The organism is Nitrosomonas oligotropha (assembly GCF_900106555.1).
Classification (GTDB): Bacteria; Pseudomonadota; Gammaproteobacteria; order Burkholderiales; family Nitrosomonadaceae; genus Nitrosomonas; species Nitrosomonas oligotropha_A.
The window spans coordinates 1-23,597 of sequence record NZ_FNOE01000031.1 but is presented as its reverse complement, the minus strand read 5'-3'; the positions used below and the strand labels follow the sequence as shown (position 1 = coordinate 23,597).

23 protein-coding genes are annotated in these 23,597 nt (G+C 48.9%); 6 read left to right on the top strand and 17 right to left on the bottom strand.

The window, feature by feature from the left end:
• Window positions 1-22 precede the first annotated feature (22 nt).
• Window positions 23-1,756, bottom strand: a complete 1,734-nt coding sequence (locus BLU57_RS16790) for a methyl-accepting chemotaxis protein (RefSeq protein ID WP_090321782.1) — start codon at window positions 1,754-1,756, stop codon at window positions 23-25.
• Window positions 1,757-2,318: 562 nt separating this feature from the next.
• Here BLU57_RS16790 and BLU57_RS13190 point away from each other — a divergent pair.
• The 4 genes from BLU57_RS13190 to BLU57_RS13175 are packed head-to-tail and all read left to right on the top strand — an operon-like array spanning window position 2,319 to window position 6,500.
• The gene (locus BLU57_RS13190) at window positions 2,319-3,962 is read left to right on the top strand and encodes a PAS domain-containing sensor histidine kinase (RefSeq protein ID WP_090321779.1); all 1,644 of its coding nucleotides are present in this window, start codon (window positions 2,319-2,321) and stop codon (window positions 3,960-3,962) included.
• A gap of 2 nt (window positions 3,963-3,964) precedes the next feature.
• Window positions 3,965-4,411: a response regulator gene (locus BLU57_RS13185; protein WP_090321777.1), complete on the top strand. Its 447-nt coding sequence runs from the start codon at window positions 3,965-3,967 to the stop codon at window positions 4,409-4,411.
• Window positions 4,412-4,417: 6 nt separating this feature from the next.
• Window positions 4,418-5,875, top strand: a complete 1,458-nt coding sequence (locus BLU57_RS13180; RefSeq protein WP_090321774.1) for a hybrid sensor histidine kinase/response regulator — start codon at window positions 4,418-4,420, stop codon at window positions 5,873-5,875.
• The gene (locus BLU57_RS13175) at window positions 5,868-6,500 is read left to right on the top strand and encodes a response regulator (protein ID WP_090321772.1); all 633 of its coding nucleotides are present in this window, start codon (window positions 5,868-5,870) and stop codon (window positions 6,498-6,500) included. Before BLU57_RS13180 ends, BLU57_RS13175 begins: the two co-directional genes overlap by 8 nt.
• Window positions 6,501-6,515: 15 nt before the next feature.
• On the opposite strand, the gene BLU57_RS13170 is transcribed toward BLU57_RS13175, so the two are convergent.
• Genes BLU57_RS13170 through BLU57_RS13150 form a run of 5 tightly spaced genes read right to left on the bottom strand, consistent with a single transcriptional unit; the run spans window position 6,516 to window position 10,352 of the window.
• Complete coding sequence (locus tag BLU57_RS13170) at window positions 6,516-7,151, bottom strand: alpha/beta hydrolase (protein WP_090321770.1); 636 nt, start codon at window positions 7,149-7,151, stop codon at window positions 6,516-6,518.
• 36 nt (window positions 7,152-7,187) lie between these two features.
• Window positions 7,188-7,496, bottom strand: coding sequence for a (2Fe-2S) ferredoxin domain-containing protein (locus BLU57_RS13165; protein ID WP_090321767.1), 309 nt, complete (start codon window positions 7,494-7,496; stop codon window positions 7,188-7,190).
• 33 nt (window positions 7,497-7,529) lie between these two features.
• Window positions 7,530-8,642, bottom strand: a complete 1,113-nt coding sequence (locus tag BLU57_RS13160; RefSeq protein ID WP_090321764.1) for an ABC transporter substrate-binding protein — start codon at window positions 8,640-8,642, stop codon at window positions 7,530-7,532.
• A gap of 5 nt (window positions 8,643-8,647) precedes the next feature.
• Entirely contained in the window at window positions 8,648-9,451 is an 804-nt protein-coding gene (locus BLU57_RS13155) for an ABC transporter permease (protein WP_090321762.1), read from the bottom strand.
• A 4-nt stretch (window positions 9,452-9,455) separates the two neighbouring features.
• Window positions 9,456-10,352, bottom strand: coding sequence for an ABC transporter permease (locus BLU57_RS13150; protein WP_090321759.1), 897 nt, complete (start codon window positions 10,350-10,352; stop codon window positions 9,456-9,458).
• Between the two features lie 197 nt (window positions 10,353-10,549).
• On the opposite strand from BLU57_RS13150, the gene BLU57_RS13145 reads away from it, so the two are divergent.
• On the top strand, window positions 10,550-11,155 hold the full coding sequence (locus BLU57_RS13145) for a class I SAM-dependent methyltransferase (protein WP_143026984.1): 606 nt from the start codon (window positions 10,550-10,552) through the stop codon (window positions 11,153-11,155).
• A 97-nt stretch (window positions 11,156-11,252) separates the two neighbouring features.
• On the opposite strand, the gene BLU57_RS13140 is transcribed toward BLU57_RS13145, so the two are convergent.
• The 11 genes from BLU57_RS13140 to BLU57_RS13095 all read right to left on the bottom strand — a co-directional run bounded on the left by BLU57_RS13140 (window position 11,253) and on the right by BLU57_RS13095 (window position 23,191).
• Complete coding sequence (locus tag BLU57_RS13140; RefSeq protein ID WP_090321755.1) at window positions 11,253-12,338, bottom strand: ABC transporter ATP-binding protein; 1,086 nt, start codon at window positions 12,336-12,338, stop codon at window positions 11,253-11,255.
• Between the two features lie 154 nt (window positions 12,339-12,492).
• A complete protein-coding gene (locus BLU57_RS13135; protein ID WP_090321752.1) occupies window positions 12,493-13,482 on the bottom strand; it encodes a fatty acid desaturase family protein in 990 nt (329 codons plus the stop codon).
• Between the two features lie 289 nt (window positions 13,483-13,771).
• On the bottom strand, window positions 13,772-15,286 hold the full coding sequence (ubiB, locus tag BLU57_RS13130; protein ID WP_090321750.1) for a ubiquinone biosynthesis regulatory protein kinase UbiB: 1,515 nt from the start codon (window positions 15,284-15,286) through the stop codon (window positions 13,772-13,774).
• A gap of 145 nt (window positions 15,287-15,431) precedes the next feature.
• Window positions 15,432-16,010, bottom strand: a complete 579-nt coding sequence (locus tag BLU57_RS13125; RefSeq protein ID WP_090321792.1) for a ubiquinone biosynthesis accessory factor UbiJ — start codon at window positions 16,008-16,010, stop codon at window positions 15,432-15,434.
• A gap of 175 nt (window positions 16,011-16,185) precedes the next feature.
• On the bottom strand, window positions 16,186-18,873 hold the full coding sequence (locus tag BLU57_RS13120; protein ID WP_256206293.1) for a type I restriction endonuclease subunit R: 2,688 nt from the start codon (window positions 18,871-18,873) through the stop codon (window positions 16,186-16,188).
• A complete protein-coding gene (locus BLU57_RS16695) occupies window positions 18,867-19,442 on the bottom strand; it encodes a type I restriction endonuclease (protein ID WP_256206292.1) in 576 nt (191 codons plus the stop codon). Before BLU57_RS16695 ends, BLU57_RS13120 begins: the two co-directional genes overlap by 7 nt.
• On the bottom strand, window positions 19,435-19,809 hold the full coding sequence (locus BLU57_RS13115; protein ID WP_090321747.1) for a type II toxin-antitoxin system VapC family toxin: 375 nt from the start codon (window positions 19,807-19,809) through the stop codon (window positions 19,435-19,437). Before BLU57_RS13115 ends, BLU57_RS16695 begins: the two co-directional genes overlap by 8 nt.
• Before the next feature lie 8 nt (window positions 19,810-19,817).
• Window positions 19,818-20,012 (bottom strand): type II toxin-antitoxin system VapB family antitoxin, encoded by a 195-nt coding sequence (locus BLU57_RS13110; protein ID WP_090321744.1) that lies wholly within the window; start codon window positions 20,010-20,012, stop codon window positions 19,818-19,820.
• Between the two features lie 78 nt (window positions 20,013-20,090).
• Window positions 20,091-20,714, bottom strand: coding sequence for a transposase (locus BLU57_RS13105; RefSeq protein WP_090321741.1), 624 nt, complete (start codon window positions 20,712-20,714; stop codon window positions 20,091-20,093).
• A 201-nt stretch (window positions 20,715-20,915) separates the two neighbouring features.
• On the bottom strand, window positions 20,916-22,094 hold the full coding sequence (locus tag BLU57_RS13100; RefSeq protein WP_090321738.1) for a restriction endonuclease subunit S: 1,179 nt from the start codon (window positions 22,092-22,094) through the stop codon (window positions 20,916-20,918).
• Window positions 22,091-23,191 carry an N-6 DNA methylase gene (locus BLU57_RS13095; protein WP_256206291.1) on the bottom strand — a complete coding sequence of 367 codons (1,101 nt, stop codon included), beginning with the start codon at window positions 23,189-23,191 and terminating at the stop codon, window positions 22,091-22,093. The genes BLU57_RS13100 and BLU57_RS13095 overlap by 4 nt, the downstream gene beginning before the upstream one ends.
• A gap of 53 nt (window positions 23,192-23,244) precedes the next feature.
• Here BLU57_RS13095 and BLU57_RS13090 point away from each other — a divergent pair.
• A partial coding sequence (locus BLU57_RS13090; RefSeq protein WP_176776451.1) for a helix-turn-helix domain-containing protein occupies window positions 23,245-23,597 on the top strand: 353 nt, incomplete at its 3' end.

The following is a 23,597-nucleotide window of genomic DNA, read 5'->3' as shown; positions in this document are numbered from 1 at the left end:
TAGAGAAGGGGCACGGCTTCTACTAGAATTCACTCCATTGGTTATTGTGATCGCCGACAGCGATTTTAGCTCTTCGTTGTGATTTGGATCTTGTAGCATGACCAGTCAGTCCATCATGCTCTGTGCTGTTCTTGTCGGCCAGTTGAGCCACGTTTGCCGGTCTTTTGCTGCTGCTTTGTGACAGGTGGAAAATGGAAATAGCGCCGACCAATTCGTATGCCTGCTGTTCCAGTGAAGCGGCTGCGGCGGCGGCCTGTTCGACCAAAGCTGCATTTTGCTGCGTGACTTCATCCATTTGCGATACTGCTTGCGTGACCTGCTCAATACCGGTGTTTTGTTCTTTGGAAGCGGAAGTGATGTCCGACATAATTTCGGTTAAGTTTTTGATGGCCATGACAATTTCATTCATGGTTTTTCCGGTTTCATTGACTAATGCGGCGCCTTGATCGACTTTTTTTACCGAGTCATCGATCAAGGTTTTGATTTCTTTCGCTGCCGTAGCGCTTCGCTGCGCTAGATTACGCACTTCGGTTGCTACCACGGCGAATCCGCGGCCTTGTTCTCCGGCTCGCGCAGCCTCAACGGCGGCATTGAGTGCCAGGATGTTGGTTTGAAACGCTATGCCATCGATGACACTGATAATGTCTGCAATTTTGCTTGAGCTTTCGCTGATGGATGACATTGTAGTGACCACTTCTTGCATCATTTCGCCGCCTTTGGTGGTGATGTTGCTGGCGGTCATCGCGATCTGATTGGCATTGATTGAATTGTCCGTATTTTGACGCACGGTTGCGGTGAGTTCCTCCATGCTGGATGCGGTTTCTTCCAGTGAAGAAGCTTGTTCTTCGGTGCGCTGTGAGAGATCCAGGTTACCCGAAGCAATTTCTCCGGTTGCCAAGCGTACCGAGGCAGCATTTTTCTGAACGTCCAGTACCGTTGCGCGCAGGTTAACCCCCATCTGACTCAATGCTTTCAGTAGCTCGCCAAATTCATCGCTGCGGTTAACCGAGAATTTGTGCGTCAAATCGCCACCGGCCAGTTTATTGGCGATATCGATTGCTTGTTGTAGCGGTGTCAACGTATTTTTGACCATGCCGTAGGCCAGATAGGCTATTAATGCGATCCCGGCTGCTGTTATTGTGGCAATCATGCTGCTGAGTGATGCGGGCGCCTGGGTTTGCGACAATCCCCACCAGCCTATGCCGCCGACCGCCAATAAAAATAGAGCGGGTATTGTCATTGCAAATGCAATGCGTTTTCTGGTGGTCATTTTGAGAAAAGATTGCAGTTTTCCGATGAAATCGGTTCGCACAATTTGCCCTTTCTCGATTTTCAGGTTTTTTGCTTTGCCTTCCAGAATTTGCTGATAAGCTGGTGCTGCTTGCTCAATGGCCGTCTGTGATGCTTTGGTGCGAACCGACAAATAACCGGTGATCTGGCCATTTTCAATTAAGGGTGTTGCATTGGCGTTGATCCAGTAGAAGTCGCCATTTTTACGGCGGTTTTTAACCAAGCCGGTCCAAGGCAAACCCTGTTTTAATGTGGCCCATAAATCTTCAAACGCTTCGGGAGGTACATCCGGATGGCGCACGATATTATGTGCTTTGCCGATCAGTTCTTCTTCTGAAAAACCACTGACCTCGACAAATGTGGAATTGATATAGGTTATCCTGCCTTTAGTATCCGTAGTTGATACGATTAACGTATCATCATCAATTGGATACTCGGTGTTTGTCACCGGAAGATTCAGTCTCATGATTTATCCTTGAGGTTTGTTCGTATGAGACTGGACTTACGGTATATAAAAAAATAGATTCCGTCGGTGATTTCTTTTTTATACAAAGAATATTCCGTTTATTATGTAGGAATTATCTTATCTGTCTGAAAAGTTATTGTAAGCAGGAATTGAAGACGTATAGCATATATTCTATCAGCAGAATTTCTTCCATTGCTTTTAAATAAGTTAATAAATTGCCTTATTTCCAAACAATAGCTTGATAATTTTTTAGGTTAATATGCAATTGAAAAATTTTTATCAAAATTGCTCATAAAAGAAATTTTGATGAACAAAATTTTGATTTGAGCAATTCTCGCGATGGTAAGACTCTTATATGTAGATCATTCTTATTAGGTGTGATGATGAGAATTAAAGCAATGATCAGAAAACACAATCAGAATATTCCTATAGTTTTTAACGCTCCAGGCAGATACTATTGACGGTTATCAATATTAGTAAGTATCCAGCCGGAATGGCAGCAATTAATTGAAATGGTAGCGATGATCAGATATCTGAATATATGCATATGGATTGATGGCGAATGAATGCACGGAAAGAATCCGGTTGGATAGAAAAATTTTCTCCAGATGTGTTCTGGGATGCGCCAGATAATCAAGAAATTCTTTCCGGAGCGAAATCAACTGCAAGAATGCCAGCGCACGGAATGCAACTGCTTTCATGCATATCTCATGATGGCAACGATCATTCAGGAATCGCCGGGACCAAGACGCAGGAGAGACTGACTAAACTGGCGTGTTTATATGAAATTTCACGCGCCATGCTGCGGATACATTCTGTTGATGAACTGTGTCAGCAGCTGATTGAACACATGCGGCTTGCGTGGCAATCCTATGATCTGATTTTCCCTTTCATAGAAATTGATGGCAATTACTATGCAGCAGGTGAATCCGAATCTTTGTTAATTCATAAATTTTCTGTTCCGCTGCTGGTAAATGGCGATGTCACCGGTCAAGTGGGTGTTCTTTCCAAGGATATGAGTGTTACCAGCTGGTCGGAAAATGAAGACACGTTATTTTTAAAGAATATCGCCAGTGACCTCGGATTATGGCTGGAACAAAAAAAGCTTGCTAACGCCCAAAATGCATTAGTGCATGATGTCCGGATGATCGAAAGCGCATTTAACGCTCATTCTATTGTTGCGATAACCGATAAAACCGGAAAAATCCGCTATGTTAATGAAAATTTTTGCCTGGTTTCCAAGTACTCGGCCGGTGAATTAATTGGGCAAGATCATTGCATTGTTAATTCCGGTTACCACCCTAAAGAATTCATGAAAGACTTATGGGCTACTATTACTCAGGGTCAGGTCTGGCGCGGAGAAATCAAGAATCGCGCCAAAGACGGCACGCATTACTGGGTCGACACGACGATAGTGCCGTTTCTTGACGGTAACGGACTACCCTATCAATACGTGGGGATACGGACTGAAGTAACGAATTACAAGCAACTGGAACAAAAAATGGAGGAGCAAGTAGCGGAACTAGCCCGTTCTAATGATGAGTTGGAACAATTTGCGTATGTCGTTACGCATGATCTGCAAGAACCGCTCCGTGCCATTAATAGCTTTGTTCAGTTACTTAAGAAATATTGTGATCAACAACTGGATGAACGCGCCAGCGAGTTAATTACACATGCGGTGGCCGGTACCCACCGGATGCAAATCCTCATTGATGATTTGCTGACATATGCACAAGTCAATGCATGTCAAACGCTCGCTGAAATTGACTGCGAGCTGTTGTTAGAGAATGTGCTGACTGACTTATCCGTCATCGTGGGCGAATGCAACGCGGTAGTTACTCACGATAAACTTCCCGTGATCAAAGGTATCCGCTTCCAGTTTATTCAGTTGTTTACCAACTTGATCAACAATGCGCTCAAGTTTCGCAGAGATCAATCACCCCAAATTCATGTGGGGGTAGAAGAAAATCAAAGTGAATGGATTTTCTCGGTCACCGATAACGGCATTGGCATTGAAGAGCATTATCTGGATCGTATTTTCCGGGTATTCCAGCGTTTGCACAGCCGCCGCGAATATGCCGGTACCGGGATTGGTTTGGCCATTTGCAAGAAAGTGGTGGAACATCACGGCGGGAAAATCTGGGTCAAATCGGCGCCCGGCATTGGCTCTTCGTTCTATTTCACAATTCCGAAAGTTAATTATTAAAGATGCAACAGAAAAGAAATATTGATCCCAGAATGATCCTGATGATCGATGACAATCCGACCGATGTGTTATTGATCAAAGAGGCTTTTGCGTTCTGTGAAGGAAATTGTGAAGTGTATGTCGCTGAGGATGGCGTTTATGCACTGGAGTTTTTAAGGCGGCAAGGGGAATTTCTATCTGCGCCGCGCCCGGACATCATTCTGCTGGATTTAAATATGCCGAGAAAAAGCGGATTGGAAGTTTTAACCGAACTGAAATCAGACCACGATTTCAAGAGAATTCCTGTCATCGTTTATACCTCTTCTGTGACAAAGGAAGATATCAACGCAGCGTACAACCATCATGCAAATAGCTATATCAAAAAATCGGTGGATTTTGACGATTGCATAAAAACTGCGCAATCAATCAAGGATTTTTGGTTCACTTCTTCAGTTTTATCAGAACCTTGATTAATCATGACTTTATCTAAAATTCATATTTTGCTGATTGAAGATAATGAGACAGATGCCATACTGGTGCAAAGTGATTTGCAGCTCGCGATGGGCGATCAGACTACCGTGGTTCATACCGAACGGTTAAGCTCCGCGCTCGAATTAATCCGCAAGCAGCCGTTTGATTTAATTCTGTCCGATCTGACATTGCCGGATAGCGATGGAATTACGACAATCAACCGGCTGCGTGAAAGCGCCGCGAGTATTCCCATTGCAGTTTTGTCATTTAGAAATGATGAAAAACTAGCGATCAAAGCGATTAAAGCAGGCGCGCAGGATTATCTGGTAAAAGGAAGTTTGACCGAAGGGGTTCTGGCGCGTGTTATCCGGTATTCGATTGAGCGGAAGCGCCTGGAAGAGGGGAGCAGGAAAGCGCAAAAGCGGTTCCAGACAGTGTTTGAGAAAGCGCCGCTGGGAATTGCCTTAATCAACTTGCAGACGGGAAAATACTATGATGTCAATCCAAAGTATGCCTGTATCGCGGGTCGGAGCGTAGACCAGCTTCTCCGCCTCAATCAATCGGACATTATTCACCCGGACGATGTGCTGTCTTACCGGAAGGAGATTGAGCTTTTCATTCATCATCAATCGCACGATAGCAAAATAGTCAAAAGAGTGTTGCGGCCGGATATGTCCATCATCTGGATCGAAATGTCCCTGGTGCCGTTTGAATCCATGGAGGGCCAGGAAATATGTTATTTGTGCATGATTGAAGACATTACGGAACGCAAACGGATGATCGAGAATCTGCGGCATTTAACGACGCATTTGCAGGATGTCCGGGAAGAGGAAAGAACCCGGATCGGCCGGGAAATACACGATGTTCTGGGCGGCACGTTGACTGTTTTGAAAATGGATCTGGATTGGTTGTCAAAAAAAATTACGGCGGATCCCATGCATGAGCGGGTAAAGTCGCTGTATGCCTTGACCGGAGAAGCCATTGAAACCGCACGCCGGGTATCAGTCAATTTGCGGCCTAATGTACTGGATAATCTCGGGTTGTATGGCGCCATCGAATGGCTGGTGCGTGAGTTTGAGCAGCGTACTAATATAAAATGCTACTTGGAATCCGTCATATCGGCCATATCTTGCAATAACAAGAACTTTGAAACCAGTATTTTTAGAATAATTCAGGAAATATTTATCAATATCACCCGGCATTCGCGCGCCACGAGAGTGGATATCGAACTCATTGAAGATGATACGGATATTGTAATTACCATTAAAGATAATGGTGTTGGCATTACGGAATCACAACTGCTGAATCCCGAGTCATTTGGAATTATAGGCATGAAAGAGAGAACAGAACAGTTTGGTGGTACGCTGGAAATAGCCGGCACTCCCTCTCAGGGCAGTGTCGTAACACTCAAAATACCGCTGACCGTTGCGGTAACCAATGTCGGGGAATTAATCCATGATTAAAGTTCTGATTGCAGACGATCATGCTCTATTTCGTGATGGGCTTAAAAGGATATTTAATGAAACGGACGATATCGATGTCGTTGCGGAAGCCATAGACGGTAAGGATATTCTAAAGAAAACACGGGAATTCGACTGGGACATCGCACTGCTGGATATTAACCTGCCCGATATCAACGGCCTGGATATTCTGAAGAGAATATTAACGACCAATGCTTCGTCATGTGTATTGGTGCTCAGTATGTATCCGGAAGAGGAATATGCAATCCGCGCGATCCGCTCGGGTGCTTCCGGGTATCTGACCAAAGACAGCCCTACCGATCAGCTGATTACCGTGATTCGCCGCTTGGCGAAAGGCGGTAAATACGTCAATCCGGAATTGGCTGAGAAGTTGTTATTCAATCCGGTCATGGAATCGGATAAATTGACGCATACGACCTTCTCGGACCGGGAATTTCATGTGTTTAAACTGATCGTTGCCGGCGAATCGTTAACTGCCATCGCCAATAAACTGTCGCTCAGTGTCAAAACGGTCAGCACGTACCGCTCGCGCATTCTGGAAAAGATGAATATGAAGAATAATGCGCAACTGGTACGGTACGCGATACAACACCGGCTGGTGGAATAAGATCCGCTGCCGGTTTTAAAGCCGGTGAAAAAAGTAGTTGAGTATCAGCTGCTTGAGTATCGTCAGCTTGCCATGAAAGAAATGCCCGGCGCCGGGTATCACAACGACCGGTTGCGAAGCCGGTGCCGCCCAGTTCAACACCGCTTCCGGTAGCACGACATCGTCCTGATCGCCTTGAATGATTAATGCGCATTGTGTTGTTTCAGGCACTGGCGGTGCCTTCAGATTAACCACCGAGGGCGCGACCAGAATCAGAAACTCCGGAGCCAGTCGCTCGGCAACGTGCAGTTGGATGGCTCCCCCAAATGAAAATCCCGCCAGCAGCAGTGGAATATCCGCAACTTGATGACTGAATTGATCACGGATTGTCTGTGTGACTGCCAGCACATCGTCGATCTCACCGCTACCATGATCGAACTGACCTTCGCTCAGGCCTACACCACGGAAATTGAATTTGGCGGTGATAAACTCAAGTTCCAGCAAGGTCGTGAATAAAGTATGCACCACTTTGTTATCCATGGTTCCGCCGTGTAACGGATGCGGATGTGCGATGACGGCGATCCCCTTGGGCACAGACTGAGGTTCGCCCAGCACGATCTCGAGTTTACCCGCAGGGCCATCGATGAAAAATTTTTGAGTAACCGCAGACAAGTTGTTGACCTCAATAACGCAGCAAACCGATGGGTATCAAATTTTCAGGCGTTCCACGATGTTGCCTTTGATCAGATGTTCATCGATGATTTCATCGATATCGTCTTTATCGATATACGTGTACCACGTTTCTTCCGGGTAAATGACGATCACCGGGCCTTCGTCACAACGATCCAGGCAACCGGCATTGTTGATGCGGATTTTTCTCTGGCCGCTCAGCTTCAGCGATTTAATGCGCTGCTTGGCATAATCGCGCAATTCCTGCGCACCGAAATTGTTGCAGCATTTGGCATCGCCCTCGCGCTGATTAGTACAGAAAAAAACATGGTGCTGATAATAACTCATGAGTGTTCCCAAAAAATTGAAATAGGCGTCAGTTTAACGCAATTTTATTTCCGTCCACATGCGGCTGAGCACCCGGCGTTGTTTGTGATCCAAATCCGTGATCATCTCCAGCCGCGATAACGTATCTTCATCCGGAAATATCACTTTATTGTGCACTAATTCCGGCTTGATGAATGACTTGGCATCCCGGTTCGGATTGCCAGATCCGATCAGGTTGGTCAGCTCGGCGGAATTTCTGCCATCGAGCATGAAATTAATAAATTGATGTGCTAAGTCAGTATGTTTCCCACTTTTATGCAGCACCATGCTATCCAGCGACATGACCGCGCCTTGCTTGGGAATGGCATAATCGATGGTGAAATGCCGTCCGGTTTTTTGCGCATCCAGTGCAGCCTGAAATAAATCGTTCGAATAACCATGCACCACCCACAAATCGCCGATGGCAATCTCGCGGATGTAACTGGTGTTACTGAATGCAGCCCAGTAAGGTTTGGCGCGAATGATCAGTTCCTTGGCCTGATTCCAATGCGCTTCATCTTGATCGTTCGCCGCGTAACCCAAGTATAACAATGCCGCCGCCATCAACTCGCGCGGACTGTCCAGCACGGTAACGCGTCCCTTTATTTTCTGCAGGTATTCCGGTTCGAAGATAACGGCCCAGGTATCGACTGGCAAATCCAGTTCGCGCATTTTGCTGGTATTGAATCCCAGTAATGTCAGCGTGTAAGCATACGGGACGGAATAGCGATTGTCCGGATCGAAGCGTGTTTTCAGATAAGCTGGATGAATATTCTTCAGATTCGGCAGCAGTGCTTTATCCAGCGGAATCAGAACGCCTTGGCGTATCAAGGTATCCAGGGCGTTGCCGGTCGGTACGATCAAATCATAGCCAGTCGCGCCCGCGGCGAGTTTGGCGAGCATTTCCTCATTATCGGAAAAATAATCTTGTTCGACGTGGCAATCGCATTGCGCTTCAAAGCGTTCAATCGTTTCCGGCGCGATGTAATTGTTCCAGTTGAATAGTTGCAGGATGCGCGCAGCCGCTTGATCGTGCATGGCATCGTCTTGTTGCGGCGCGCATCCGGCCGCCAGGGCGAAGAATAATGCTAAACTCAAGCGAACCCAGCGCGGCAACGGATCGATCATGACGATTAGGATTTACCCAGCATGCTGTTATCGAATCGCGTGGCGATGATAATCAGCGTTAACGTCAACAGCATCAACAAAGTGGAGACGGCGTTCACTTCTGGCGTAACCGCTACTTTGATCATCGTATAGATTTGGATCGGCAGAATCGGTTCGCCGGCACCCTTGGTGAAGAACGTAATGACAAAGTCATCGATCGACAGCGTAAATGACATCAAAGCGCCCGCGATGATGGCCGGTCTGATCAACGGCAGGGTGATTTGCCAGAAAGTCTGCCACGGTGTTGCACCCAGGTCCCGGGCTGCTTCAAAAATGGATTCATCCATTCCATGCAAGCGTGCGCGTACGATAATCGCGACAAATCCAATGCAAAAAGTCGTATGGGCGATGATGATGGAGAGCATGCCCAGCGTCAGGTTGAGTACCTGCAGAAAGAACAGCAGCAATGAAACGCCCAGCAGGATTTCCGGCATGGCGACTGGCGTGAATGCCAGAACCGGCAATACTTTGAGCTTGTAGCGATGAATCGCCAAACCGGCCATGGTTCCCAGCACGGTGGCGAGAACACTGGCGCTGACCGCGATGATCAATGAATTGCGCGCGGCCAGCAACATTTCATGATTGTGCAATAACGCTTCGTACCAATGGAATGTAAACCCAACCCATTCGGCATTGAGTTTCGAATCGTTGAATGAAAATACGACCACAATGATCAGCGGAATGTACAAAAAAGCATACACCAGAATCGATACGATCCACAGGGCGGTCAGGCGGTGCGATGAGGATTGTTTTGCACGAAAATTGGACATGGCTTTATGTAATTCGGGTGACCGGTTTGGCAAGCCAGGAAAATAATCCGGCGATGCACAGTACCGCCAGCGTCAGCATGATGGAAAGCGTCGAACCGAACGGCCAATCGCGCGTGCCGAGGAATTGATCCTTGATCAGGTTGCCGATCATGATGTCGCCGGTTCCACCCAGAATATCGGGAATGGCGAACATGCCGAGAACGGGAATGAAAACCAGCGCCGATCCGGAAAATATGCCGGGCAGCGACTGCGGCCAAGTGACGTACCGGAAGCGCTGCCAGCGGTTCGCGCCGAGATCCTGCGCGGCATCCAGAAGAATAGGGTCGTGTTTTTCCAGATTGGTGTACAGCGGCAGAATCATGAACGGCAAGTGCACGTAAATCATCCCGATCAGAACCGCGAACGGAGAAAATAGCAGGGTGACCGGCGCCATGCCGAAAACCGCCAGTACATTGTTGATCATGTGACTGAGCGCGGATTCCGGGCCGAGGATGATCATCCAGGCATATATGCGGATCAGAAAGTTACTGGCGAACGGCAGCACCACCAGCATGATCATCAGATTGCGGAATTTTTTCCCGCTACGGGCGATCAATAACGCTAGCGGATAAGCCATGGCGATGCAAATGACCGTGGTGAGGGCGGCCACCGTGAATGATTTGAGGAATATTTCGAAGTAGATAAAATCGCTGAAGAAAAATCGATACGTTTCAATCGTCAAACCGGAATCTTCACTCGCATTCCCCGGCAGAATATGAACCGGCGCCAGCCCGCCGAATTCGCCCGGCAGGCGGAATGAAGTAAAGATCATGATCAAGCTCGGTGCGGCAAAGAATATCAGCAAGAAAGCGAGCGGCGGCGCGCTGATGAGCCATTTGACGAGACGGCTGGATGTTTGCATGCTTTTAATTTGGCTATTGATCCAGTGGAATGAAACTTGAAGTTTCCGTGCGGTTATTTTACACCAGGGTCATGAAAGAGATTTTTAATTGATACAGGCATCGATTCGATGTGCGGCGCCCTGGTCAGTACATTTTTTGGTATAAAACGCATTTATTTTTCCCCTATACTTAGACCCCGTGAAAACTTACCAATCAATTGACATCAATCCCATCAAAGGAAGAGAAAATGCCATTTAGCTATAGTAATCAGCTCAGCACTATCATCGGTTTCGCTGAGCAGCAGAATCCGGAATCAATTCTCGATATTGGCATTGGAATGGGGCAGTATGGATTTTTGCTGCGTACCAATTTGGAAAATGTAAATCTTTTTGAAATTGATGGTTCAAATGCACGCCAACGCAGCAGGGATCAATGGAAGGTTAGAATCGACGGGATTGAAGGTTTTGCAGGCTATATTACTCCGGTGCACGAGTATTCATACACCAATTTGTTCATCGGCGAGGCGCTGAAATTGCTGCCGGCACTGGGAGATAAAATTTACGACTTAGTGCTTGCGATAGATATTCTGGAGCATTTTGATAAAGAGCAGGGTGTCATTTTTCTAAGAGAATGTCGGCGCGTATGCAAGGGTTCTGTCCTGGTCAGTACACCTAAGGAATTTATTGAACAAGAAGTCCTGGCAAATCCCCTGGAGGATCATCGATCGCATTGGACTGAGGAGGATTTGAAACTTTGTGGTTTCGATCATTTTTTACCGAATCCATTGAGCCTGATTGCGATCGCAAACAATAAGAGCGAATAGGATCGCGACAGATGCAGTCTGACCTGCGCAGAATCATGCCGGGAGGTCTCCATCACTCAGAGTTCTTGTGCTTGCAAGGAATAAACCCGGGGTCGGGTTAGTCGGGCAAAAATTGCGCGGATTGCTCTTGCCAGCTCACCACGACAGGATCGCCAATGTCAAAAAGCTTCGCATGACCCGGCACGGAATTGGGAAGTAACGCTTCGATTAACGTGTTGTTGGAAAGGGCGATGATATACGTCGTGACATCGCCGATATACAAAAAATCTTTTATTTTTCCGAGTAATTGCGATTCAATCGGGATTTCCGGTGATTGTGCAACGATCCGGACTTGTTCCGGGCGCACGGCGAAAACGCCTTCATCGCCCGCTTTGACATGACCGCTGACCGGCACTGTGACTTCTCCCAGCCCTGTGACGGTTAATTTTAAATGCGCAGCGGAAACTTCCAGCACCCGGGCGCTCAGCAGATTGATCTTACCGATGAAATCGGCCACGAAACGATTGACCGGGAAATTGTAGATCCGGGATGGTTCGTCGATCTGTTCGATTCTGCCTTGATTCATCACAGCAATGCGGTGCGACAACGCCAGGGCTTCGTTCTGCGCGTGCGTGACGTAAATGAACGTGACACCGGCTTCGGCTTGCAGTTTGATGAGCTCGCGTTGCATATTCTCACGCAGCTTTTCGTCCAGCGCACCTAATGGCTCGTCGAGCAATAATAAGCGCGGCTGATTGATGAGTCCCCGGGCAAACGCCACGCGTTGTTTTTGCCCGCCGGATAATTCATGCGGGTAGCGATCGGCGAATGGTGTCAGCTCGACTTCCGCCAAGGTCTCGGCAACCCGGGTTTTAATTTCCGCTGGCGTTTTACCTGCCATCTTGAGCGGGAATCCGATATTGCTGGCGACCGTCATATGCGGGAATAATGCGTAGCTTTGGAAAACCGTATGAAACGGACGTTGCTCCGGCGGTAGACCGGCGAGGTCTTTTCCATCCAGCAAAATTTGCCCGCCGTCGGGCGCGTCGAAACCGGCGATCATGCGTAACAATGTCGTTTTGCCGCAACCGGATGGGCCCAGCAGCGTAAAGAATTCACCGGCTTTGATGGCGATACTGATGTTATCGACGGCAGTGAAATTGCCAAACCGCTTGGTTACATTGCGGATTTCGAGCAGCGCCATTACGTTTCCCGGTGAGAAAACTGACACTTTATCAAAGTTTATTGACGTACTGAATGTATAAATTCAATGGTTGATCGTGCTGATTCAATTTATGGAGCAGGCACCAAACCAGCAAGCATGTGGCGGTTTTTCTGATCACACGGATTAGGAATAATTAAACCGATTCATTATTCACGGATGAGCTATTGGAAGCAGAGGGTGCATCAGGGCCTGCTGTTGCGGCGTTCCGTTTTCCGTTACGCACGATATTCCGCTTGAGACTTTCCGGCCCATTGATCATGGCATCAAAGAAAACCGCGCAGTAGCTTTTATCGACAATGGCATTTTGGCGGTTAATTTCCGGCAGCATTAATACATGCAGTTTTTGAAGATTGTACCAAGGCACCGCAGGGTATACGTGATGTCCGATGTGATAATTAATATTGTTCCAGAACCATGAATTCATCGGATTGCTGATAATGGTACGCGTACCGGCAAGCTGACCCGCATTCCAGGGTGTTCCATAGTGCTCCGCCACAAAACGGACGCTATTGAAAAATCCAAAGAAAATGAGCGGCCAGAACCACAGTGCAAAAACTTCAGTTGCAATTCCCTGACTACTGGCCCATTCAAAAATACTGACGGTAACCACCGCATGCAGCGCTATTTCACTCCAATGCGCGAGTGCTTTTGCGCCCCGTAATTTTTGGATGGGAAAAATAATAACGAACTGGACGGCTGTCAGCACTACGCCAATGACAGCATAGGCATAGAAGAGAATGTGATCACCAATTCCTCGCTTGCCCATCGTGAATGCATCCGGATCTTTGGCGGAACGGTTAAAACGATGATGAAGAAGGTGATCTTCTTTGAAAGCGGTGAATGAAATGACCAGCGGTATCATGGTAAAAACACCGAATGCCCAGTTCTTCCATTTGGCCTTAAACAGCACGCTGTGTGTGCAATCATGCATAAAAGTCACGATGCCCATCTGCATGTAACCCATCGCCAGATAGCAGAGCCAAACGATGGTCCAATGCGGAGCATGCCAGGCGATGATACCAAGTCCTATCCATATGCCGTAAAACAGAGGAATTTTTAGGTTGGGTTGCCAACGATGCTGATAGAGTGCTTTCAGTTCGGCTTTATCAATAGAATTTGCCATAGCGATAGCAGGGACTGTAACACAGTAATGGTTCGGAAACCCCGTGTCCGGAAAATAAACTTACAACGCTAGATTCCACTATGTAATTGGTTTAATGATTATGGCGAACGGGGAGAGAGCAGGGCGGCGGGTCGATACAGGGGAAAAGCCTGTGTATCTTAAGGTTGCGGTTAGACTCCGGTGTCTGGAATTTCCGGATGTGCTATAAATTTTTTGCTTTCGTAACAGAGTATGGGGCAGGTTACGAATTGAGACGATATCGTTGGACTCGGGTTAATGGCGTTTGAGATTATTGGAATATTTGCCAAGCCAGCAATCCGGCCAATAGAATTGCGATGAGCGCCAGCAGGCGGTTCTGGCGTTTTTCTTCAATGACCAGATCGGTCATTCTTTTTTCCAGTTCGTGATTGCGGTTCTCGGACAGCATCTGATGGACCAGACGGGGAAATTCCGGCAGGATGACAGCCCAGTTGGGAGCTTCTTTTTGTACCCGGCTGGCAAATCCGCGCAAGCCGATTTGTTCCGACATCCAGTTTTCCAAGAAGGGTTTTGCTGTTTTCCACAGATCCAGATTGGGATCCAGGTCGCGTCCCAGGCCTTCGATATTGAGCAGGGTTTTTTGCAGCAATACCAATTGCGGCTGGATTTCGACATTGAATTGCCGCGATGCCTGGAATAATTGCAGCAGAACCCGTCCGAATGAAATTTCTTTCAGCGGTTTGTCGAAAATCGGTTCGCAGACAGCCCGGATGGCGGATTCGAAATCGTCTACCCGGGTATCTTTAGGCGCCCATCCGGCTTCGACGTGCGCTTGCGCAACGCGCGCGTAATCGCGGCGGAAAAAGGCCAGGAAATTTTGCGCCAGATAATTTTTGTCTTCATCGCTGAGCGTTCCCATAATGCCGAAATCGACCGCAATATAGCGGCCATCCTTGCCGACAAAGATATTTCCCGGGTGCATATCGGCATGGAAATAACCATCGCGGAATACCTGGGTGAAGAATATTTCCACGCCAACCCGCGCCAGTTGCGGGATATCGGTGCCTTGCGCGATTAATTCGTCGACATGGCTGGTCGGAATACCTTTGACGCGCTCCATCACCATGACGCTGTTGCGGCAGTAATCCCAGTACACCTCGGGAACCAGCAGCAACGGCGAGTCGAGAAAATTACGGCGTAACTGGCTGCAATTGGCCGCTTCGCGCATTAAATCCAGTTCGTCGTCCAGGTGCCGGGCGAATTCCGACACGACTTGGCGCAATTTCAGACGCTTACCATCGGACCATAGCGCTTCAGCCAGCCAGGCGCCGGTGTCCATCAGCGCAATGTCATGGGCAATGACTTCTGCGAGATTGGGGCGCAATATTTTAACAGCGACTTCGGTACCGTCATGCAACACCGCCAGATGAACTTGCGCAACCGATGCGCTGGCGATGGGTGTCGAATCAAATTTGAAAAAAACTTCTTCAACCTTTTGCCCGTATTCTTTTTCCAAGATGGTAAATACCAGGTCAGAAGCAAAAGGCGGCACTTGATCCTGAAGCTTGGCCAATTGGTCGGCGATATCCTGTGGCAATATATCGCGCCGGGTTGACAGCATTTGGCCGAATTTCACAAAAATTGGGCCTAAAGTTGCCAAAGCCAGGCGCAACCTTTCTCCGCGTGGTTTATCCAGATTCCGCCAGAATGTTAATGTCTTGACAATGACGCGCAGGAACCTTAACCGGCTATGGCTCAGGACAAATTCGTCCAATCCGAATTGGAACGCGACGTATTGAATTTTTAAGAGGCGGAATAGGCGCATGTATGATGAGAAAGCGGTGGTGAGAGAAGCCTGGCGGGGCCGTTAAAGCAGCGCCAAAAGTTTGTTATTCATGTCGGATGGGTATTCCGTTTGCTGCGAGAGAAAGCATATAAGCGCATTTGATTCTTCACTGTTCAGATGTTTTTTACCGGGTAAGCCGATTTAATCGTTGTTCCAATTGCTCGGCATCGAATCGCAAGTTTTGCACTTCTTGTGCAAAGTGTTCGATAACCGCAGGTTTTGTCAGAAAAACGCTTTCCTCGGTCCAATATTCAGTAAGCGCCTGCGACAAGCGGTCAACATTGTCAACCGGCCACCGTATGAGATGCTCGCTTGCTTGGGCAACACGATGGGCGGGAATATCACTGATCGTTTTGCTCAGATCCTGCTCAAGAATGACACGAAGATCGATTTGCTTGCCAATAGCGATCAATTCATCCGCTAGCGACTGATCACCGGTGATGGCGATCGCATCGAATGCGCTGGCTTCCCGTGTTAGCAGCTTGGACACAATCAACGGTGAAAGAGTAAGCGTCGTGTCTGCGCACATAGCATTGCTGGCTTGTTGCATTTCTCCTGCCGCGTCAATGAGCACACTGAAGTTAACCAAGGGCGGCACCCGGATACCGACTGTTTTGCCGGTATAGGTTTGCAATCGCCTGCATGCCCACCGCTCATTGCGTAATACATGATTGATGGAGGTGGTTACAACGGATGTCAGCATTATATTTAACGTTAGAAGATTGTAATAAGCGGAATAAAAGAAAAAGCCCCGTTTATTTAATTCAGCGTTTGATGCCACTGGCGCGGCGGATATTTCTTCCACCCTTACAACAGGCTCTCGAGTATAGCACTATAACCGCTTTCCATTATACCGGTCTGCATGTCTTCCTGCATGCTCAGGCTGTTGCCAGCTCATTGGCAATCATTTCGGCTTGCTTCAACACCCTTTCCGTTGCCAGTAATTGCATGTCCGGCGGGTAACCGAATTGGCGTAGCGTGCGTTTCACGATCACTTTCAGCTTGGCTTTCACGCTTGCCTTGATGGTCCAGTCGATCGAGGCATTTTGGCGCACCCGTTGAGTCAGTACGATGGCCAGTTCGCGTAACTGATCATTTTGCATCAGCTCACGGGCGCTGTCGTTGCTGGCGACGGCGGTGTAGAAAGCGTACTCAAATTCGGTTAAATCAAGTTTCTTGATTTCTTTATCAGAAGCCACGATTTCCTTGCTGATCTTGATCAGTTCTTCAATGACTTCGGCTGCCGTCAATACCTTGTTGTGATATTTCTTGATGGCATTTTCCAGCATTTCCATCAGCGACCAGCTTTGCGTCAGATTAACCCGGGCACGCAATTTCAGTTCGTCGTTGAGTAGCTTTTTCAGTACTTCCAACGCGACATTTTTGTGTTGATAGTCTCTGAGTTCCGCAAGGAAATCATCGGACAGAATCGAAATGTCCGGCTTCTTGATACCGGCGGCGTCAAAGATATCGATAACCTGTTCCGACACCAGCGCCCGGTCGATGACCTGCCGGATCGTGGTTTCGATGGCTTCATCGGTTTTGCCGCCGCCGCCATCGAATTTCGCCAGACGCGCTTTCACCGCTTGGAAAAAAGCCACTTCATCTTTGACGCTCAACGCTTGCTCATACGGGATAGCAATGGCAAACGCCTGCGACAATGCGGTGACTTCGTTGATATAGCGTTTCTTGCCGTCATCCAGACCGAGAATGTGATCTTCGGCCGCCAGAATGAGCGCCAGCTTTTGGGCAGTATCCGCTGCAAAATAATTTTCATATGCAAAACCGTGATACAGCGCGGATACCACTTCGAGTTTCTCCAGCATGAGCTGCGCCGCCTGTTCCTGCATCAAGACGGGATCGCCTTTGCCGCCGGAATCGGAATAGAACGACAGGGCTTCCTTCAAATCCGATGCGATACCGAGGTAATCCACCACCAGCCCGCCGGGCTTGTCACCATGCACACGGTTCACCCGTGCGATGGCCTGCATCAGGTTGTGACCTTTCATGGGTTTGTCGATATACAGCGTGTGCATGCCCGGCGCATCGAATCCGGTCAGCCACATATCGCGCACGATCACCAGTTTCAATTCGTCGTTGTCATCCTTCATGCGTTCGGCCAATAACTTCCGTTGCTGTTTTGTGGTGTGATGTTTCGCCATGACCGGGCCATCGGAAGACGCCGCCGTCATCACTACTTTGATCACGCCTTTGTTCAAGTCATCAGCATGCCAGGCTGGCCGCAACTGGATGATCTGGCCGTAAAGCTCCGCCGCAATGCGGCGCGACATGCACACAATCATGCCCTTACCAGCAAACACTTCCTGGCGTGCTTCAAAATGACTGACGATATCCTGCGCGATGTTTTGAATGCGGCGTTCGCTGCCGATCAGCGCTTCCATCTGCGTCCACTTGGCTTTGGCTTTCTGGGTATCGGTCAGTTCATCCTGATCCAATTCATCATCCAACTCCTTGATCAGTTTCCGGCCTTCCTCGCTCAACGTGACTTTTGCCAGGCGGCTTTCGTAATAAATGCGAACCGTGGCGCCGTCTTCCACCGCCTGCGCAATATCGTAGATATCCACATAATGGCCAAACACAGCGGGGGTGTTGACGTCGGTTTTTTCAATCGGCGTACCGGTAAAACCCAAATAAGTGGCATTCGGCAATGCATCGCGCAGATACTTGGCGAAACCATACACCACCTTCTTGCCAATTACCTCACCGCCGGCATTCTTGTCATCCACCGTTTTGGCGGAAAAACCGTATTGCGTGCGATGCGCTTCATCAGCGATCACCACGATGTTGCGCCGGTTGGAGAGTTCTTCGTACACATTGCCTTCGTCCGGCTGGAATTTCTGGATGGTGGTAAAGATCACGCCGCCAGAAGCCACGCGCAGCAATTCCTTTAATTGCTGGCGGTTTTCGACTTGCTTCGGTTCCTGCCGCAGTAATTGCTTGCACGCGGCAAAAGTATCGAACAGTTGATCGTCCAGATCGTTGCGATCGGTAATGACGACAATCGTCGGATTATGCAGCGCCAGCACGATCTTGCCGGTGTAAAAAACCATCGACAATGATTTCCCGCTGCCTTGCGTGTGCCACACAACCCCGGCTTTTTTGTCGCCTTTCGGTTGTTGCGCCACATCCGGCAAACCATAATTGGCCGGATTCTGCATGATTTGGGAATTAAGACTGATGTCCGCCGCGCGCAGAGTCGACGCCACCGCGGCGTTGACGGCGTAATACTGGTGATAGGCGGCAATCTTTTTCACCGTATGGATACTGATTACACCGCTGCGCGGATCTTCTTTCTTGGATTTCTCAAATACCACGAAATGCCGCACCAGATCGAGCAGTGTTTTTTTGTTCAACATCCCATTGATCAAAATTTCCAATTCAATCCGTGGGGGCGTATTGCATGCGCCTTCGTGGGTATCATGAAAATCATCCGGACGCATGCAATGCGCCCCTACATTATCGGGAATTTTCCACGTCATAAAACGGCTGAAATCCGCCGACAGCGAACCAGTCTTGGCTTCCAATCCATCGGAAATGATCAGCAACGCGTTGTAGTAAACAAACCGGGAATAGCGTGCTTGTATGTGCAGATTTGCTGGTACGCGGATTGCAGCGTGGCATTTTCATCGGCGGCATTCTTAAGTTCGATCACCGCCAGCGGCATGCCATTGATGAACAGTACCAAATCCGGGCGCTTATTTTGATTGTTTTCAATCACGGTGAACTGATTGGCCACGACAAATTCGTTCTGGCCGGGGTTATCGAAATCGATCAACCAGACGATATCGCCGCGCTCGTTGCCATCTTGCTGGGTGCTGACTTTGACGCCTTCGGTCAATAAGCGATGGAATGTTTCATTGTTTGCGAGTAATTCGGGGGAATGAATGCGCTCGACCTCTTTCAAGGCAGCCTGCAAGACCGCGCTTCCCATGCTGGGATTGATACGTTGCAGCACTTTTTGCAACCGGCCGGGCAACAATACTTGATCGTAGCGAGTGCGTTCGGGACGATCGCCGTCGGGTGCGATATCGGGCGCGTAGACATGGCTGTAGCCAAGCTGCTCGAATAGTTGAATTGCTAATGCTTCGATGGCGGATTCGTTGAGTTTAGACATGGTGAACCGATGCCGCCAAATTAAGCCGTAACGCGGCCGCCAGAAGCCGCTTATCCTGTGTCCACAACCGAGCATTGCCGGATAACCGTGTGGAAGCCAGCAAATGCGCGTCGATCAATCCGATGCCCAAGCCATATAAAGCATGTTTTTCGATGAACACATTCACTTCATCGGTAAAAGCAACGGGGGCCTGGGGCAGGTTATCCAGCGCAGCTAGAATGGTTTCACGCTGACGCAAGTTGCCCAGCGCCAGTTCGCCACGAACAAAGGGATGGCCTAATACGCTGTTCCCGGTCAGCAAGCGAACTAAATGCGGATCGTTATTGCGCAGATGGTTAATCCAGACCGAGGTGTCGACCAGAATCATTCCGGTCGTTATTTGCTGGTTTGCCGGCGAGGGATGGTTTCCAATTGCGGCTCGGTACCGCCCAAATTGGCCAGTCTTTTGGCGCTCTCGCGTTCGATCAGGGCTTTCAAAGCCTCTTTAACCAAAGCTGATTTTTCCTGAACGTCCGTCAAGGCTTGCGCTTTTTGCAGTAATTCGTCATCCAATACGATGGTGGTTCTCATAATTCGCCTTCCAATAAGTCATCGAATGATGCGCTTTGTCGTGCATGAAGACAAGTAGGGGCCAATAATCATTGGCCCCTAGACATAATAAGTATCCATTTCCCAGCGTTGCGGATTGGTTTGAATATATTCCGCGATTTTCAGGTAAGCATTCTCGTTGCGGATAATGTGCTCGTAGTAATTGCGTTGCCAGATACGTTGGCCGGATACACCTGGCAATGCATTCACCCGTTTCGTCACCGACGATTTAAACCCCCGCACCACATCCCCTACCGTCGGGGCGGGTTGAATGATCGATGTCGGCGACGGCACCGTAGGGGCGCGTTGCACGCGCCCTGGTTGTATACGCGCCGGTTGTTCATCCGAATCCGCACGCATTTCATCGGGGCGCGTGCAATTGGGGCCGATGCAATCCGGGTGCGTGCAATCCGCCCCTACGAGTTGGATGATGCCGTGGATGTGATTGGGCATGATGACAAATTCGTGCAATGCGATTTGGTGGCGGATCTGTCCTGTTTTTTGCCATTCTTCACTTACGATGTTTCCCGCTGCATTCAGCGTCATAACCCCATCAACGATTTCCCCGAACAACGGCATCCGGTCATGCGTGCAAATGGTAATGAAATAGGCCCCAGCCTGGGAATAATCATACCCTTGCAAACGAATCGAACGGCGGCGATGGAGGTTCGGGTTGAAGGTCATGGTGTCCGGAGGAAATTTTGCATTAAGCCATTTGTTAGTCGGCAATTCAAACCCATGAACAACATTCCCACCGTAGGGGCGCGTTGCACGCGCCCTAGTTGCACGCGCCCCGGTTGTTCATTCGAGGCGCATTTGGGGGCGCATGCAATGCGCCCCTACGGATCCGATGGTGTCGTGTATGTGTTTTTTTTGATGTTTCAATCATACGACCACCCGCACCTCGCCGCTCATTAATTTAGGGAGCAGGGTATCGCGGAGGGTTTCGAGGGTGCGGATTTTGCGGCCATTCTCCCAACATTTCTCATAAATCGGTTGAATACAAGCCAATGCTTGATCCTGAAGTTGTTTGGGCGGAAGCGGTAATTTATATTTACGGAAATCTTTTAGAACAATGCGAGGTATAACTGCACCCGTAACAATATTCTCCAAACCTTCTTTGGTAGATTCCAACTTAAGAAAAATCGCCAGTAGCAATGGATGATATTTTCCATTCGGCCTTAAGATAGCTATTGAAGACAAAATGACAACATCCATATCATTCTCGACCACAAAGACATGTTTTAAGTAACTGCCATCCTTGGCAATCAAAATGTCATTCTTCAACGGACGGCAATCCGTCCTTACCAATTCATCAAAGTCATCTTGAGAAATCTGACGGCAACTTGAAGTATTTATACCCCATTGGTACATATCCTTAACAGAAGCCATTGGAACACCGGCCGCTACAGTTGGGGGACTTGCATGTGCTCCATCGGTAATTCTGTTGGTAATATCCTCAAGAGCAACCTCTTCCCAATCCTCCTGTGCTTCCTCCACAAACCACTGCCTGAACAGCGTTTCAGCCAGGGCTTCGAGGGTTTTGTTTTGGCGGTGCAACAGGTCGATTTTGTCGTCAAGACTGCTGAGGATGTAGGCGATGGCTTTTTGTTCTGGGAGTGGCGGTATGGATACTGTAAAACTTCTAATGTCCTTTACATTCAAATGTGCAACGACACTGCCTGTCGAGCGAGCCTGCAAGTTATACCGAGTATCTGGATTTGCCAAGTAATATAGAAGAAATTTTTTGGAGACTCCACTGTGAGTGACCTTTAGCAAAACGGTTCGCTGACCTAAACAAACTTTATATCCTTCTGCTATCCAACCAACCTCACCAACCGGAGCTTCCCTTGCCAAAATAATGTCACCTGGTTCTGGGATAGCTCTCTTGCTCCATTCAAGATATGTGTTTTCTGAAACTCGATTAGCTTTATCAATATGAATTTTTCCATTTGCAATATCAGTTGTTCTTATAGAACGATATTGACTGTCCTCAACCGTAGGAGCAGTTTTGTGCTCGCAATCAACAATTTCCGCGATTTCTGAGAGAGCATAACTGCTCACACCTTCACCCTCGCCAAACTCTCCACAATCGCCCGATTCAGCGCTTCTTCTTCCTGCAACTGCGCCTCAAATTCCGCTTTCAATGCGGCAAACCGTTCGGGGAAATTAAAATCGTCTTCTTCGTCCGGTAAGCCGGCGTAGCGTCCCGGTGTCAGCACGTAATCGAGTTCGGCGACGCGGGAAATCGGCACCGACGCGCAAAAACCCCGCACATCCCCGTAGGGGAGGATTGCATCCGCCCCCGTTGCATCCACCGCATCATCAGGGCGCGTGCAACGTGCCCCTACGGACGGGGATGGATCGGCTGTGCGCCAGGCGTGGTAGGTATCGGCGATTTTCTGGATATCGTCATGCGATAATTCGCGCGTGCGGCGGTTGATCAAATGGCCGAGGTTGCGCGCGTCGATGAACAGGATTTCGTGGGGGCGGGGATGGCGTGGGAGCAAATGATTATTTGCCCGTACATCATTTGCCCCTCCGGTTGTCCCCATATGCCCCCCAATATCCATGCCCGCGCGATTCCGGTTCATAAACCACAGTGCCGCCGGAATTTGTGTATTCAAAAACAATTTGGCGGGCAGGTTGACGATGCAGTCGATCAGGTTGCCGTCGGTAATCAGGCGTTTGCGGATGTCGCCTTCGCCGGAGGTTTTGGAGGTGAGCGCGCCGTATTGCCAGCGCGCGTCGCCGCGCAGTTGTTCGCCGCTCCAGTCGCTGACGTTGAACGGCGGATTAGCGATGATGAAATCGGCTTTGAGGTCTTGGTGTGCGTCGTTCAGGAACGAGCCTTCGTTGTTCCATTTGACTTGCGAGCTGTCGATGCCGCGGATGGCGAGGTTCATTTTCGCTAGCCGCCAGGTGGTTTGGTTGCTTTCCTGTCCGTAAATGGAAATGTCGCTGATGCGGCCTTGGTGTTCTTCGACAAATTTTTCCGATTGCACGAACATGCCGCCGGAGCCGCAGCACGGATCGAATACCCGGCCTTGGTACGGTTCCAGCATGTTTACCAGCAGTTCGACGATGCTGCGCGGGGTGTAGAGCTGGCCGCCTTGCTTGCCTTCCGCCAGTGCGAATTCGCCGAGAAAATATTCGAACACATGACCTGTAAGAATTCCTAGCGTTGTTTACAGTATTCAGGAGAATACTGTAGATGAACATACACAAACGCACTCGTTTAACATTATTGGATCGTCAGGAAATCTGGCGGCTTTATCAAACCCGGTTGTGGAAGGTAGTTCAGCTGGCAGAACACTTCCACGTCAGCCGCCCAACGATTTATGACGTACTGAAACGAGCCAGGCTACAGGAATTTACTCCGCGTAACAGTACCAACCAACGGTTCAAGACGTTGCAGTACGGTCTTAAACGTCTGGCCAAGGTCGAGCAAACCATCCAGGAACGTCTCAAACGTGAAGCGAAACGCTATAACAAATCTTACCCGGGCGAGCTCGTTCATTTCGATACCAAGCGGCTTCCCTTCTTGAAAGGGCAATCCGCCAATGA